The organism is Nostoc paludosum FACHB-159, from assembly GCF_014698835.1.
Lineage (GTDB): Bacteria > Cyanobacteriota > Cyanobacteriia > Cyanobacteriales > Nostocaceae > Nostoc > Nostoc paludosum.
In genome coordinates this window covers 111186-125666 of the sequence record NZ_JACJTU010000010.1, presented here as the reverse complement: position 1 = coordinate 125666, position 14481 = coordinate 111186, and the positions used below count along the sequence as shown (strand labels likewise).

General features: G+C 40.0%; 11 protein-coding genes. 5 read left to right on the top strand and 6 right to left on the bottom strand.

Features of this window, described 5'->3' with window-relative positions; genetic code table 11:
- Nucleotides 1-9 precede the first annotated feature (9 nt).
- Together sbcC and H6H03_RS12840 are read right to left on the bottom strand one after the other, a co-directional pair.
- Nucleotides 10-3036, bottom strand: coding sequence for an exonuclease subunit SbcC (sbcC, locus tag H6H03_RS12845; protein ID WP_190955483.1), 3027 nt, complete (start codon nt 3034-3036; stop codon nt 10-12).
- 270 nt (nt 3037-3306) lie between these two features.
- Entirely contained in the window at nt 3307-3579 is a 273-nt protein-coding gene (locus tag H6H03_RS12840; protein WP_190955482.1) for a hypothetical protein, read from the bottom strand.
- 137 nt (nt 3580-3716) lie between these two features.
- On the opposite strand from H6H03_RS12840, the gene H6H03_RS12835 reads away from it, so the two are divergent.
- The gene (locus H6H03_RS12835; protein ID WP_190955481.1) at nt 3717-4682 is read left to right on the top strand and encodes a class I SAM-dependent methyltransferase; all 966 of its coding nucleotides are present in this window, start codon (nt 3717-3719) and stop codon (nt 4680-4682) included.
- Between the two features lie 86 nt (nt 4683-4768).
- On the opposite strand, the gene H6H03_RS12830 is transcribed toward H6H03_RS12835, so the two are convergent.
- Nucleotides 4769-4945 (bottom strand): hypothetical protein, encoded by a 177-nt coding sequence (locus tag H6H03_RS12830; protein WP_190955480.1) that lies wholly within the window; start codon nt 4943-4945, stop codon nt 4769-4771.
- Nucleotides 4946-5096: 151 nt separating this feature from the next.
- On the opposite strand from H6H03_RS12830, the gene H6H03_RS39805 reads away from it, so the two are divergent.
- The 3 genes from H6H03_RS39805 to H6H03_RS12815 all read left to right on the top strand — a co-directional run bounded on the left by H6H03_RS39805 (nt 5097) and on the right by H6H03_RS12815 (nt 10502).
- On the top strand, nt 5097-7634 hold the full coding sequence (locus H6H03_RS39805) for an NACHT domain-containing protein (protein ID WP_199338920.1): 2538 nt from the start codon (nt 5097-5099) through the stop codon (nt 7632-7634).
- 482 nt (nt 7635-8116) lie between these two features.
- Nucleotides 8117-8800, top strand: coding sequence for a conjugal transfer protein TrbI (locus H6H03_RS12820; protein ID WP_190955479.1), 684 nt, complete (start codon nt 8117-8119; stop codon nt 8798-8800).
- Nucleotides 8801-9260: 460 nt separating this feature from the next.
- The gene (locus H6H03_RS12815; RefSeq protein ID WP_190955478.1) at nt 9261-10502 is read left to right on the top strand and encodes an S-layer homology domain-containing protein; all 1242 of its coding nucleotides are present in this window, start codon (nt 9261-9263) and stop codon (nt 10500-10502) included.
- A gap of 121 nt (nt 10503-10623) precedes the next feature.
- On the opposite strand, the gene H6H03_RS12810 is transcribed toward H6H03_RS12815, so the two are convergent.
- The gene (locus H6H03_RS12810) at nt 10624-11973 is read right to left on the bottom strand and encodes a GAF domain-containing sensor histidine kinase (RefSeq protein ID WP_190955477.1); all 1350 of its coding nucleotides are present in this window, start codon (nt 11971-11973) and stop codon (nt 10624-10626) included.
- A 287-nt stretch (nt 11974-12260) separates the two neighbouring features.
- Here H6H03_RS12810 and H6H03_RS12805 point away from each other — a divergent pair, with 287 nt between their 5' ends.
- Complete coding sequence (locus tag H6H03_RS12805; protein WP_096534956.1) at nt 12261-12578, top strand: DUF3155 domain-containing protein; 318 nt, start codon at nt 12261-12263, stop codon at nt 12576-12578.
- A 447-nt stretch (nt 12579-13025) separates the two neighbouring features.
- Here H6H03_RS12805 and H6H03_RS12800 read toward each other — a convergent pair whose 3' ends face one another.
- Both H6H03_RS12800 and H6H03_RS12795 read right to left on the bottom strand, forming a co-directional pair.
- Nucleotides 13026-13556 carry a cofactor assembly of complex C subunit B gene (locus tag H6H03_RS12800; protein ID WP_190955476.1) on the bottom strand — a complete coding sequence of 177 codons (531 nt, stop codon included), beginning with the start codon at nt 13554-13556 and terminating at the stop codon, nt 13026-13028.
- Nucleotides 13557-13608: 52 nt separating this feature from the next.
- A complete protein-coding gene (locus H6H03_RS12795; RefSeq protein WP_190955475.1) occupies nt 13609-13956 on the bottom strand; it encodes a PadR family transcriptional regulator in 348 nt (115 codons plus the stop codon).
- Nucleotides 13957-14481: the final 525 nt, after the last annotated feature.

The following is a 14481-nucleotide window of genomic DNA, read 5'->3' as shown; positions in this document are numbered from 1 at the left end:
TATTCGTAATTAAATCGACAAACTCAACTGCGAACCTTGCTGAGTTTTATTCACCTCAATCCTCGCTTGGAAAGCTTCTTTGAGGTGGGGCATGTGGGTGACAGTGAGAATGCAAGCAAAATCAGAAGCGATTGCATTAATCGCTGCAACTAAGCGATCGCATCCTTCAGCATCCTGTGTCCCAAAGCCCTCATCCACAATCAACAATTGCAACGCCGCCCCCGCCCGTTGCGCTAATAATTTCGCCAAGGCTAAACGGATAGCAAAGTTAATTCTAAAAGCTTCTCCCCCAGAATAAGTTTCATAAGCCCTCGTTCCTCTGGAATCGGCGATTAAAATATCCAAGGTGTCTATTAACTTGGCATTTTTCTTAGTTGATTTTCCATGACGCCCAGCTTTTTGAGTAATAAATTGTACATGAAATTGATTAGCACTCAAACGCGAAAGTAATTGATTTGTCTCGGCTTCCAGTTGCGGCAAGACATTTTCAATCATCAGTGTTTGGATACCATTTTTACCAAAAGCCTGGGCTAATTCCTGATAAACACGTTGTTCGTGCTTGCAAGATTGTAGTTGTTTGTACTGTTGTTCGTATTGAATTTGCAGCGTTTGGAGTTGATGCGCCAACTGTTCTAAACGCCCCAACTTGGCAATTTGCTCGTCGAGTTGGCGTCTGCGTATTGCTAGCTGCTGCTCTAGGGCTTGAATTTGGGCAGATGGGTTGGCTGTTGCTTGTAGTTGCTCGATTATGCTTTCGATTTGGTTGGCAAGTTTTTGTCGCTCCGTTATTCTGACGCCTCTAGATTCTTCTAGTTCTTGCAATCTCGTCTGGAGTTGGGGATATTGCTGGTGGGCTGCTAAAAGTTGCTGATACCGCAAATGCCAAGATTGAGCTTGCTTAACACCTATACGGAGGTTGTTGTGCAGTTCCGAACTGTAGCCAATTTCAACAATGTGACGTTCCAGAGCCGCAATTTGTTTGGCACATTCAGAGTTAGTTTGTTCTAGCTGAATTCTGGCTTGTAATTCGGCAATAGTAGCTATTAGTTCTGGCTTTCGGGCTACTAGCTGTGCTTGTCGCTTAGTAGCGTCTTTAATCTGGCTTTGTTTAATTTCTGCCCAACGCCAGCGCTCAACTTCGCTGCGAGCTAGGGCATGGTCTTGCTCATTATAATTAACTTGTTGCAGATATTGGTCTAACTTTCGGAGTTCGGCTTGTTGTTCGGGAGCGTAATCACCAGCTTGTAGCGATCGCTCTAAATGTTGTTTTTCAGCAACAATTTGTTGTAATTGATGTTGGACATCAGTTGTCGCTTCTAACTGTGCTGCCAATTGTCCCCGCTGTTCGCGCAAACCGTCATAAATCGCTAATTGTTGCGATATTTCTCGATATTCCTGCCTAAGTACTTGAATTTCTCTATCTGACACAGCCATTTGTTCCCGCACTACCCAAAACTGCCCTTGAGTATCATCCAACTCAGTTTGGGTTTTTTCCACCACACGGCTCCAGTGATGTTCGTCTAAAGGACGTTCGCACAACGGACAAAGAGCATCGGGATTTTGCAGCATTTGGAGTTTTTGCTCTAATTCTCCCAACAGTTTTTCATAATCCCGTTGATGAGCTTGTAGGCGTTCGATAAAGTGACGCCTTTCTTGCCCTTTTTCCTGGACTCTTTGCAGATAAACCCGCTTTTTGTCCAGTTCTTCAATTTGGATTGCGACATCCATCACCGCTTGTTGTAGTTGCGGTTGGCGTCGTTGTTGGCGTTGCAATTGATTTTCTGTATTTTGCAATTGTTCGAGTCGCGCTACCAAGCCAGCATGAGTCCGATCTAATTGGCTTTGTAAAGCTGCTCGTTGTTGCAACAAAGGAGTCACCTGCATTTGCAACTGATCTAAATGAGCAAGATGGTGACGTGCTGCGCCCAGTTGTGACAAAGCAGCTTCGACTTCACCTGATTTGGTGAGAGTTTGCTGAATTTCTCGCTCTTGTTGCTGCAAAGCTTCGAGTTGGGCTTGGGCTTGTTGCAGTTGTCGTTCGATTTCCTGAATTTGTTTGGTAAGCTGTTGTTGCTTTTGTTGGCGAGTCTGCCCAGCGCGGCTATATTCTTCAAATTTGGCGCTCATCGCTTCTTCTTGAGATTGCAGACTTTGATATTGGGCGTATCCAGCCTTAATCTCGGCTTCTCGATCTAAGATTTTCTCTATTTCTGCTAGCTGACTACCAACCACTAACTGTTCTTGTTGTAGGCGATCGCAGTCTTGGTTAAGATTTTGATATTGCTGCTTGACAAAGTTCAGTTGTTGTTCCCAGTTTTGACGCTGGTGCTGGACAACTTGCAAACTTTGTAATTGAATATTGTCAAAAGCTTGTACTTGTTGTAATTGATTGAGTTCAGCTTCTAACTGTTCTCTTTGCGCCTCAGTTGTCTTTTGTTGTTGCAGCTGAATTTTAATCGCATCCAAAGAACGCTCTAGTTCCTCCCCCCGTGCTTTGAATTGACGAGAAGATTCCTTTGCCCGTTCTTCCAAATCATCGTACTGATTGAGTTTTAACAACTCTGCTAAAATTTCTTTGCGTTCCGTAGGTCGTTTGAGCATGAATTCATCAGCACGACCTTGACGCAGATAGGCAGAATTAATAAAAGTATCGTAATCGAGCTTAATGTGTTCTAAAATCGAATCTTGGGTTGCCCTTACCCCTTTGCCGGTGAGCGGGCGAAATCCTGAGGGTGTTTCTATTTGAAATTCTAGGACGCTAGTAGCACCCCGAATTCGAGTGCGAATCACCCGATATGTTTGCTGGTTACTTTGGAAAGTAAAATCAACCCGGACTTCTTTTGCACCAGAATAAATAACATCGTCTTCAGCACTGGCGCGGCTTTCACCCCAAATTGCCCAAGTGATTGCTTCTAAAAGAGAAGATTTACCCGCACCATTGGAACCAGAAATACAAGCCGTATGCAAACCACGAAAATCTAAAGTTGCATCACGGTAACTAAGGAAGTTTTTGAGGATAAGTTGTACTGGGATCATTCACGCTATGGCGCCACATCTACTTTTAATCATTAAGAGTACAGATGCACTGTTTGTTAGTTTAGCTATCTAAATATCAGGTTTCTAGTCCTGAAGACATCAATTTTACAAAAATTTACAATTTGATGAGCGAATTTTTCTTATTGCATGAATAATTTTTGCTTTATTCACAAAAAATTAAACAGTCCTGGAGACTCCCCTTTATTTCCTGGTGCTGATAAAGAAGAAAAAACGAAAAAAGATGAGGGAGATATTAGTTCCCCATACTCTTTATATTATTTCTAAATGCAAATTAGTACAGGACTTCACAAGTCCGTAACGAATTAACTTCAAAAATACTCTGCGTGACTCTGCGCTGACTTTGCGTTCCTCTGCGTTTAAAAACTCGCCCTCATCTGGATTCCCCACTCCCAACTCACTACTAGACACCAAGATCGCTATTACTTGACGAGGTATCAACAGTCCAATATATTTACCTAGAGCAATGAGGAAGTTCAATATGCGATGGGGATAAATCGCCAATTTGGCAGTAAAAATCAGCACAAATGTAGCGCTGAGATGATATCCTGGCGATCGCTTTGCTATTTTCTAAGTTGCTAAACTAGGCAGAATTCTGAATTCTGACTCCTGACTCCTGAATTCTGTTTTGTTAAAATTTCCAATACTCAGGCAGTAATCCGATGATTGAAAAAACAGTAAAAGTAATAAAAGGCGAATTATTGCCAGAGGGAGATTATGTTTCACCAGGATTTTCCATTATTCAGCCAGATTCATGTTTTCCTAATATGATTTTGGGAAATACATACGATAGTTTTTGGTTTTATCTGCGGCGTGATATTCCTCACAACTGGTACGTAGATCGGCGACAGCCGGGTACAGGATTTGTTAGCAGAGATGAAGCTCATATTCTTTACAATACAGCCTTAAAATTTCAGGGTAAAAAAGCTTTAGAAATAGGCTGTTGGATGGGTTGGTCAGCTTGTCATTTAGCTTTAGGAGGAGTTGAGCTAGATGTTATCGATCCGATGCTATCCACAGAATTATTTTATGAAAGCGTCACAGATTCACTAAAATCGGCCGGCGTCAAAGAATTTGTAAATCTTTTACCAGGATATAGCCCCCAAGCAGTAGAAGAATTAGCAAATAAATTTCAACGTAAATGGTCATTGATATTTATAGATGGTCATCACGAATCGCCAGCGCCACTCAATGATGTAATGATTTGCGAACAATTTGCCGAACCTGATGCATTAATTTTATTTCACGATTTAGCTTCTCCCGATGTTGGTGAAGGATTGGACTATTTGAAAAACAAAGGCTGGAACACAATGGTATATCAAACTATGCAAATCATGGGAGTTGCATGGCGCGGAAATATTGAACCAGTAATACATCAACCAGATCCTGAAATTAACTGGCGCTTACCTCCACATTTACAAAAGTATTCTGTTAGCGGTTCAATCCCAAATGTGCTGGAAGATAAATCTAGAAAAATGCTCAAATCAGTCCGATCAAATACTTTATTAAATGAAGCGAAGTTCTTATCGCTGTATAGTCACGCAGACCAATTATATTATTATCTTTCTTGGCTGCCACAAATGTTAAAACAGGCGATCGCCAAAAAGAAACCCCAGGAACGCTACTGATTATCAAATCCTAAGAACATCTTCATGGGATGGGCACAATTGCCCGTCCTAGTATTGTGAAATGGTTAATGGCGATCGCGATCGTTTCATCTAGACCGAGGTATCAACAGTCCAATATATGTACCCACAGCAAATTTAGTTAAATCTAAAAATTGCGGGCGACTCTTTTCGTCAATGACTGCAAGTGTCAGAGAGCCAATAACCATAATTAAAGTCACAGCAGCCAGTACTTCATCTCTTGAAGGAAATTTTTTAGATAACATAATAGATTCCCCAAATTGTTTGAATCCTCACATCACTATCTTTGCAGTCCTCTGATTGCTTACAAGCTTGCAAGATGAGTGAGTTGTGTATGCGATGAGGATGAATTGCCAAATTGGCAGTTAAAATCAGCAAAAGTGTAGTGGTTAGGTTATGAGTGGGCGATCGCTTTGCTGTTCTCCAGAAGGTATCCAAAAAGCAAAAAGAGCTTTAATTCGTTATTCCTTAACTCAAAAAGCATTAGCTGATGAGCTAGAAGTAACTCGCCAGCCAGTAGGAAAATTCTTTACAGGTAAACCTGTTGACCGCAATCTCTTTGTCCAAATTTGCGACAGGTTAGATTTAGAGTGGGAAAATATAGTTGCTCAACCAGCTAGCGAACTAGAGGTAAATCAAGATAACAACATTGATATTGATGCCCTAGTTCAAGAAGTACGCGAAAAGATAAAGCCCCTCATTCAACAACGCTGTGGCACAATGCGCGTACTAGATATGACTCAGCCTATTGGATTGAATGACATTTACACCAGCGTTAATATTTTAGAAAAAATTACTGGGCGGCAATGGTTAGGAATTGATGAATTATTTCAACAGTGTGCTAGTGAGGATTTTGACCGCTTTGGACTTGGCAGAATTACCCAAAAAAGAGTGCCAGGGATGGAAGCGGTTGAGAAATATATTAAGCTAATGATCTTAGGAAAGCCAGGGGCAGGTAAAACTACATTTTTGAAGTATTTAGCAATTCAATGTATTGAAAGCGAGTTTCAAGCCGAACGAGTGCCAATTTTCATCACACTCAAAGATTTTGGTGAAGCTGCAAATAAACCTGGATTACTAGAATACATAAGTCAGCTATTATCTAGTTACAAAATAGTCACTAATCAAGTAGATAATTTATTCAAACACGGTAGAGTATTGGTTTTGCTTGATGGGCTAGATGAAGTAAGAGAAGAGGACAGTGCCAGAATTATAGATCAAATCCGAGAGGTTTCTGATAATTTTTATTTATCTGAAGAATTTAAAAACGACTCTCTAAAATACTCTCAAGAGTTTAAAAAAGATTTAGATAAAAACCAAAGCATTCACATTACACCATTTCCTAACGGCTTGCTAAAGTGGTTGTGTAAAAAATTTCCGGAAAAGCTTTATACAAATTATTTTATAACCACTTGCCGTATTGCAGCGAATGACTATACTTTTGAGAAGTTTACAGAAGTCGAAGTTGCTGATTTTGATGATAGTCAAATTACTAACTTTGCCAATAACTGGTTTAAGGATAAAGCTGTCAAACCAGAGACTTTTATCAAATCTCTCGAAGAAAATAACCGTATCAAACAACTTGCCACAAGCCCCCTACTGTTGACATTACTTTGTTTAGCATTTGAAGAGTCAGGAGATTTTCCTGCAAATCGTTCCGAGTTATACAAAGAAGGATTAGATGCATTACTGAAAAAATGGGACGCTAAGCGTGGAATTCAGCGTGAGCGAGTTTACAAAAAGCTATCAGTACAGCGCAAGGAAGATTTACTCAGCAAAATTGCTCTAACTACATTTGAGCGGGGCGACTATTTTTTTAAGCAGAAAGTAGCCGAGCAATATATTACAGAATATATTCGCAACTTACCTGATGCGAATCTCGATCAAGAAGCACTGCAAATGGATAGTGAAAAAGTTATTAAATCTATTGAAGCACAACATGGGTTATTAGTAGAACGAGCTAAAGGGATTTACTCCTTTTCTCATCTTACATTTCACGAGTATTTTACTGCTAGAGATTTTGTGGTTGTGAAACAGTCTTCAAAAGAAGCTTTACAAAATCTAGTTAGCCACATCAATGAAAAAAGCTGGCGTGAAGTATTTTTACTTGTAGTTGGAATGTCGCCAAGTGCAGATAACGTATTGCTATTAATGAAAGAGAAAGTAGATGAAATTATAGCTAATAATAATAAGTTGCAGAGATTTCTTATATGGCTAAATCAAAAATGTCTTAATTTTAAACTTCCCTATAATTTAGCAGCAGTTCGAGCATTTTACTTTGACCTTGCCTGTTGGCATATCACAAGTACCAACCGTATTTTTTCTCTTTCTAACCTTCATAATATCCGAAATATTAACCTCGATTATAAGTTTGAAAATAGCCGTAAATTTGCCCTTGCTCATGCCCTTGACAAGCACTTGAAATGTACTAATGCCGATGCATTTTATCGCGCTCTTGAGCATACCCTTGCCCTTGTCCGTTCCCTTTATCGCTATACACTGGAAGATGCTTTGTCCTATGAACGTGCCATTGCTCTTTCAGAGACTCTGACTTTTTCTCATAAATGCGCTCTCGATCTGATACGTGCCCATGACCTTGCGCTGGTGCCTGAGTTAGAAGAAACATTACAAGAACTACAACAGCAACTTCCCGATCCAAAAAGTGACGAAGAGAGATTTAAGCATTGGTGGCAAACTAATGCTCAGATTTGGAGTGAAAAATTACAATTAGTGATGATTAAACATCGTAATATTGGCCATGATTGGCAGTTCACTGATAAACAAAAAGAATTGCTTAAGCAGTATTATGAAGCTAATAAATTTTTAGTGGATTGCCTAAGTACTGATTGTTATGTCAGTCGTGAAGTACGAAAGCAAATAAAAGATACCTTGCTATTACCGATCGCAGAAATTAAGAAAATAGCTCAGAGATAACTTTGATAGTAATTTCTTTTTTAGTAATCATGGCCTATTCGCTTGCATAATTTATCATCTTTCATCATTTTAAGCAGCAATCTTAAACACTCATCTAGCAGAGCAGATAGTTTATTTTTATGTTTGACAAATAATACCAATTGCTCATATCTTCATCATAGAACTTATTACCGAGTAAAATAGAAGTAATAGTTCGCAATGGCGTAAGTATGTAGACGTAAGCAATAAAACAAAGTCAGGAAACAATTAAACTAATTTGGCGTCATTAAGAGTATCTTGCCTCCTATTTAGTAACGCAGATTAGGAGAGTAAAAATCCTGACAAGCTCTATCTCCGAGTGGGTACACTTACGCACATACTTCTAGTCAAATAAGTGCTTTTACCTTCGGAATATGACTAAAGTCATGTTCAAGAATAGTCTGAAACAAACTCAGTAAACCCTCGTCATTACACATATCACATACGTAAAGGTCAACTCATCTATGACTCCTCTACTTCGATGGAAATCCGGAACTGCTGCACTCATGGCAATGGCTGTTACCACCACCGTCATTGCTCCCATGATTCCCTTTGCTCCTGCTAATGCACAATACAATGTTGGGCAATATGGAAACGTGACAATTCCTTCTGGAGTGAATCTTCCTGTTAACTACGAAAAAGAAACAATTACTATTGCTCCTGGGGAAAGTAAATCCATAACCTTGAAAATCGCGAATAACATTACTGACAGGAATAGAAACGTCTTAATTCCTGCTGGTACTAAAGTAATAGGACGCTTAGAACCCGTTGATTTAGATGGTTATTCACAAGATGATGATAACAAAGGAAAAGGCGTGCGCTTTGTAGCCCAAGAATTAGAATTTTCCAATGGTCGCCGTCAGTCAATTAATGCAACTTCTCGGACATACACCACAACTCAAAGAGTAAAACAAGGGCCTAGCACAGGTCAAGTGTTAACTGATGCAGGTATTGGTGCAGGTGCTGGTCTTTTGGGTTCACTAATTACTGGTAATAACAGAGTTGATGATTTAAAACCCGTGATTGGTGCGGCTGCGGGTGCAGGAGCAAGCGTCCTGTTGCGGAAAAAAGAAACCAATGCGTTTGTTATCAGACCTGCACAAGATTTGAGGCTGACGCTGAATTCTAACTTAACCTTATACCGCTAATAGGTTTAACTTGATTTAAGTTGTGAATTTAATCATCAATGAATAGGCGATCGCCACTTTAACTTATAGTGTGCGATCGCCTTCATTTTTAACCTCAAAAAATCTATTTCTGTGCAACTATTCTATCTCTGCATCGTCTTAAGAGATATCTAGAGTTTTGGTAATGATTACAGCATAATTCAGCCTCTAGAAGTAAAACCAGCTTTATCCCTATCTATCAGACGCATCGTTGTGTAGTTCACCTTCGTTGAAATCTGGTTTACTGAGTAGAGCTAATCAGCAAAAGGCTAATTACCCTATTATTTATTGCTGAGAAATTGGATTAGGGATTGTTTAATTTTAATTGTATTTTTCAAATAAATACTCTTTAGAAAAAATTCAATTAATGGGAACATAAATTTTTAGCAATTGTCTAATTAATTAACAGTAGAAAACATAAATTTAATGGAGTAAAAAAACAATGTTTACTTTAAATCGTTTGCAATCTGGAACAGCTGCACTCATGGCTTTAAGCGTCACAGTTGCAACTGTAGCACCGTTCATGACAGCTGCACCTTCTTTTGCTCAAACTACTTTTTCTGATGTTTCATCTAATTATTGGGCAGCACCATTTATTCAACAATTATCACAACGAGGTGTAATTGCCGGATTCCCTGATGGTAGTTTCCGCCCTGAAGAAGCAGTAACACGCGCTCAATTTGCCGCTATGGTGAATAAAGCCTTCCAAAAAGCACAACAGCGATCGCCAATCAATTTTACTGATGTGCCTAGCAACTATTGGGCAGCCGGCGCCATTGAGCAAGCTTATACCATTGGTTTCTTATCAGGATATCCCGGCAATCGCTTTGAGCCTAACCAAGCTATTCCCCGCCAACAGGTTTTAGTTTCCCTAGCTAACGGTTTGGAATATAGTGCCAGCGGTAATACCGAAAGCACTCTGCAATACTTCAACGATGCTTCTAACATTGCTAGTTACGCCCGTAGCCCCATCGCTGCGGCAACTGAGAAGCAAATCGTGGTGAACTATCCCAATGTGAAGTTCCTCAATCCAACTGCAACCGCCACTCGCGCCCAAGTAGCAGCTTTTATTTACCAAGCATTGGTTAGTTCTAATCAAGCCTCAGCGATTAACTCGCCCTACATCGTAGCTCTTGGGAATACTACCCCAACACCTGTATCTGTGACAATTCCTCAAGGAACTGCTATCCCTGTCAAGTATGACAAGGCAGAAAAAATTCTGGTCACCAAGGACGAAACAGCACCTTTGACGCTGACTGTATCCCAAAGTGTAGTTACCCAAGAAGGATCTGTGGTGATTCCTGCTGGTAGCCAAGTAATTGGTCAACTCAAACCTGCTACAGGCGGTTCTCAATTCGTTGCTGAAAAACTAGTTTTGACCACAGGTCAAGAATATCAACTTAACGCTAGTTCTGAAGTGATTACCAAGACTCAAACCGTTAAAAAGGGTACTAGCGCCGGATCGATTATTCAGAACACCGTGTTGGGCGCAGGAGCCGCCGCTGCGGTATCTGCCGTCACAGGCGATCGCGCCATCGCCACAGAAGAAGTCTTAGGTGGTGCAGGTATCGGTGCGTTGATTGGTCTATTCTTCGGTAGAAATAGTGTTGACTTAATCGCAATTGACCCAAATACCGATTTACAAATGACAATCAATCAAAATTTGTTGGTTTCACTAAGGTAGTTAGGAGTGAAGAGTTATGAGTTATGAGTTGAAGATAGTAAAAAGTTAGGAATTAAAAGTTTTGACGAACCAATTAAAGCAAAGGTTTAATTCTCAACTCCTAACTCCTAATTCCTAACTCCTAACTCTCAACTTGAGGTAACCAAATAATAAATGTAGTTCCTGGTCTACTAGGTGAAGTTAATTTAGAGTTGATTGCAGGGCTGAAAACCTCGATTTCGCCCTGCATTTGTTCGATTAACTGTTTAGCGATCGCTAACCCTAGACCTGTACCGGGAATTTCTGTTTGCGCTTGTACGCCCCGGTAATGTCGTTCTCCAAGATGCTCTAAATCTTCAGGTGGAATGCCAGGCCCGTTGTCACTGATAACAATTCCTTGAAGATTACCTTTTTGTTGCCCAGCTTGAATCACAATTTTACCACCACTAGGAGTGTATTTCAATGCATTATCGATGATGTTATTTAAGACTTCTCGTAATGCTTTGATGTTGGCACGTACTAAAGGTAAATTGTGCTTAAATTCGGTTATTAGCTTTAATTTGCGCTCTTGTGCTATTGCTTTAGCTGATATTAATAATGGTTCTAATATATCTGCTACCGAGCAATCAACTGCTTGATCTCCGGTTCCCGGCAATAACAGGGGCGGCTTAGCATCTTTTTGCACAGATGCTTCTACAAATACTTCATTTGGCAGATGTAGTGGTGCTAAATCTGTGTCTGCCAAGTCAATTACTTGCTCAAATTGTTGGAGTAATTCTTGTAGGCGATCGCTTTCTCGCACTATGCTATTTGCTACATCCCGATTAGGATCTGCTGGTCGCAGTCGCTTTAATAAAAGTTTACCAAAAGTCCGTAATGCTGTTAATGGGTTACGAAACTGATGCAATAGGTTATCTAACAAATCCTGCTGTTTTTCTTGAAGAATTTGTTGTTCGTGCAGTTGGTGTTGTAACCATGCTCGTCGCTGATCTAAAATGCAAGCGATCGCTAGTGTTTGGGCTATGTGTTGAATCTGACTTTGCTCGTGTTCATTCCATTCTCGGTCTTTTCTACCAGTTACTAGCAACCCCATCATCACACCTTCATAGACCAAAGGTAAAACAATTTGGTTACCACTCAGTAGATATTCCTCTTGTAAATGAGGCCCAGATGCATCCGGTATCTGAGATTCCGGCGACGAAGTTGAAGATTCCAATCCTGGTGTTAATAACCTTTGGTGATGATTGGGTAGTACCAATGCATTACCAACTCGAAGCTGCTTAGGTAATGTGGTGGCACTTTCCTCTGCTTGCGGTAATAATGCTGTTTCCGGATAAATCATTACAGGAATCAGTTTTGCTTCACCAGAGGGAGTCTCTACCAATTCTTGTGTTAGGTACACAATACTTAAAGTTGCTCCCAGCCCTTGGGCCAGCAGTGCTATTTGCTCTCGGCACAGAGCAAGAAAATCAGAACTGGCAGACATTAACATTTTTTAGCTCTTGCTCAAGATTACAGATTATGAGGCATGATTAAGAGAGGATAGCTAGTTTTTACCTCATTGTTTTAATACAGCTTAACTGAAATCTTCTGAGTGATGTTTTGTACCAGCGGATTATTATGCTTAGAAAATTTTGTTTGATCTATACCTCTAAAGATATTAATTTTATTGGATCAAAAGTTAAAAAACTATTGATTTTTTGAACTAGAACTTCTATAATTACGACGGATTTTGTAGCTATCACTACAATCTATAGCTTGAAAGAGGAGGACAATAGGTTGGCAAGGAGACGCAAAAGAAAAAGTCGTCGTCGTCAGGAAGGACGGCGTATTCTGGAACATGTGCCTCAATATAGCATCGAGAGTGGTGAAGAAAAACCTGTGACAGCAGCGAGAAGGTTCATTCAAGCTGAAGGTATTTTGCCACCGGCACTTCTACTCGTAAAGCGAAACGAACACACCACAGACCGCTATTTCTGGGCAGAAAAGGGACTGTTTGGTGCCCAATACGTAGAGGAAAACCATTTCTTGTTTCCTAGCCTGAGGACTTTAGAGGCTCCTACAGGTCAAGAAACCCTTGCTTTAACTGCTCGATAACAAATTGGTCATCTCAGGCATTGAATGTGGCCCCTGACTATTAATTAACTGGCAAAATTGCTAAGTTTATGCAAAATTTAATTTTTTTTTAGTTTGTAGGTGATTTGCCAGTCAACCTATTCTGGGCACTTGAAAAGCAAATATGTGTCAAACCACGCTAGTTTGCATGGTTTGGTACTTGTCTCTTAACATGCATAAAGGAGTGGATATAGAGCCAAGCGCATCCAAAAGCGCTAGTGAAGTTGCGTTCTTATCCAAATAGATTGGAAGACAAGCTTTGTCAAAGAATTGAAATCAATTCAAAATTTTACCTATAACTTAAGTTACGGATAAAATTGGCAAAGCAGCAGTCTTGATTTCCTCCTTATACTTTTCATTGCTTCAAGAGTAGGTCAGGTCAGAAAGGGAACACCTCATAAGTTAAGAGATGGTCATAAAAACCAACAATTATTCCCCAGCCTTTAACTGTAGAGTCTTCCGTAACTGGGTGAGTTCATCTCGATGGGCAACTACAGTAACCTTACTTGAGGGGGTTTGTTGGCTCTGAGTTGTTTCTACTTTGAGCAAAACCTTCTCAAGTCTTCCAGATTTTTTCCAATAAAAAACACCACTCAAAGGTGACAGTAGTACCAGAGCTAGAATAAACCTACTCAGGTTAGGAAAAAGTAGGTATACCACCAGTGACAGGCAAACAATCCCAGTAGCTGCCAGTAGGGTGAGGAATATAGCTAAGAACCAGCTAGGGCGAACATTACCTTCAAAAGTCACTTGGTTTTGTTCTCGGTCTACCGCTGCCACTCGGTAAGACCGCGATCGAAAATACTCTCTTAATTGAGACATAAAAGCGGCTTCGTCTTGTTCGGATACTAAGTGCGCTGTTTCTGTACGGTCTTTAGTAGAAGCACGAATAAAGAAAAACAGCCCAACCGATAACAACAAAGTTAGCAGCAAGGTAGATGGCAGAATAGGAGTATCCATAACTAATTGTTATTGTTTGACTGGAGGAGACTTATTCATTATCAATTATTCGTTACTTTGTTCGCCCGTTGATGTAGTCTTGCCAAAGAAAAGCTAAATTCTGCGCTGGAACTTGCCATTCTGGAGAAACTTGGTACATCCGCCTGGGCCGTCCCCGTCCTTCGAGTTTTTTCCAATATCCATTAATTGCCCTTTCGTCTTCCAGAAACTTGATTGCACTGTAAAGTACAGTATCCGAAAGCCTATAGGTGGGATATTCAGTTTCTAATCGTTGGATTAACTCGGTGCCGTAGGATTCACCTTCTAACAAAATAGACAGTATGTAACAAACTGCTAATTCCTGACAAAGGTAAGTTGGCGGAGGATTTTCAAAGAATTGATATATATCCTCAAGTTTCATGGTTAGGGAATGGCTAAAAAAATGCCTTAGGGTAAGGTCTACAATCCTCGTAGTCAGTATATACTGCTACTCTAAAATGAGTAATATATAAAGCTACTTAAGCTAGATTTCCAAAGCGAAAACACCAAATGATTACCCACGCCTTTGAAGTTGTGGGAATAGTTCGTGAGTTTCAGGGTACAAGATAGTATGCTCCTACCCAAGCTAAATCAGGTATGGTGAGGAGGGAACAGACAGTGGCAAAGTCACTGTTTTGGTGTTAAGCGATGCCGAGTTTATTAGAACTGCTTAAGCAATAAGATGCCATCGAAGAAATTTTACAGGTAAAATGCTATTTTGTCTGTAGAACTTAATAAACACTTTTTTTTACAGTGATTTTCCCAATGCAAATTTTAAAAATTTAAGCTAAAGGATATGTTTAAGTTCAAACTGCTACGCTTGTAAACACACCTGGGTAGCAAGTATTAATAATTTTGTAGTCTTGAGATCCTCTTGTGCTATCTGGTAAATGTGATAGTAAATTTA

Coding starts and splice junctions, on each gene's coding strand:
- H6H03_RS39805 (WP_199338920.1), top strand. CDS start 5,097: ATGAGTGGGCGATCGCTTTGCTGTTCTCCAGAAGGTATCCAAAAAGCA.
- H6H03_RS12815 (WP_190955478.1), top strand. CDS start 9,261: ATGTTTACTTTAAATCGTTTGCAATCTGGAACAGCTGCACTCATGGCT.
- H6H03_RS12830 (WP_190955480.1), bottom strand. CDS start 4,945: ATGTTATCTAAAAAATTTCCTTCAAGAGATGAAGTACTGGCTGCTGTG.
- H6H03_RS12835 (WP_190955481.1), top strand. CDS start 3,717: ATGATTGAAAAAACAGTAAAAGTAATAAAAGGCGAATTATTGCCAGAG.
- sbcC (WP_190955483.1), bottom strand. CDS start 3,036: ATGATCCCAGTACAACTTATCCTCAAAAACTTCCTTAGTTACCGTGAT.
- H6H03_RS12795 (WP_190955475.1), bottom strand. CDS start 13,956: ATGAAACTTGAGGATATATATCAATTCTTTGAAAATCCTCCGCCAACT.
- H6H03_RS12810 (WP_190955477.1), bottom strand. CDS start 11,973: ATGTTAATGTCTGCCAGTTCTGATTTTCTTGCTCTGTGCCGAGAGCAA.
- H6H03_RS12820 (WP_190955479.1), top strand. CDS start 8,117: ATGACTCCTCTACTTCGATGGAAATCCGGAACTGCTGCACTCATGGCA.
- H6H03_RS12800 (WP_190955476.1), bottom strand. CDS start 13,556: ATGGATACTCCTATTCTGCCATCTACCTTGCTGCTAACTTTGTTGTTA.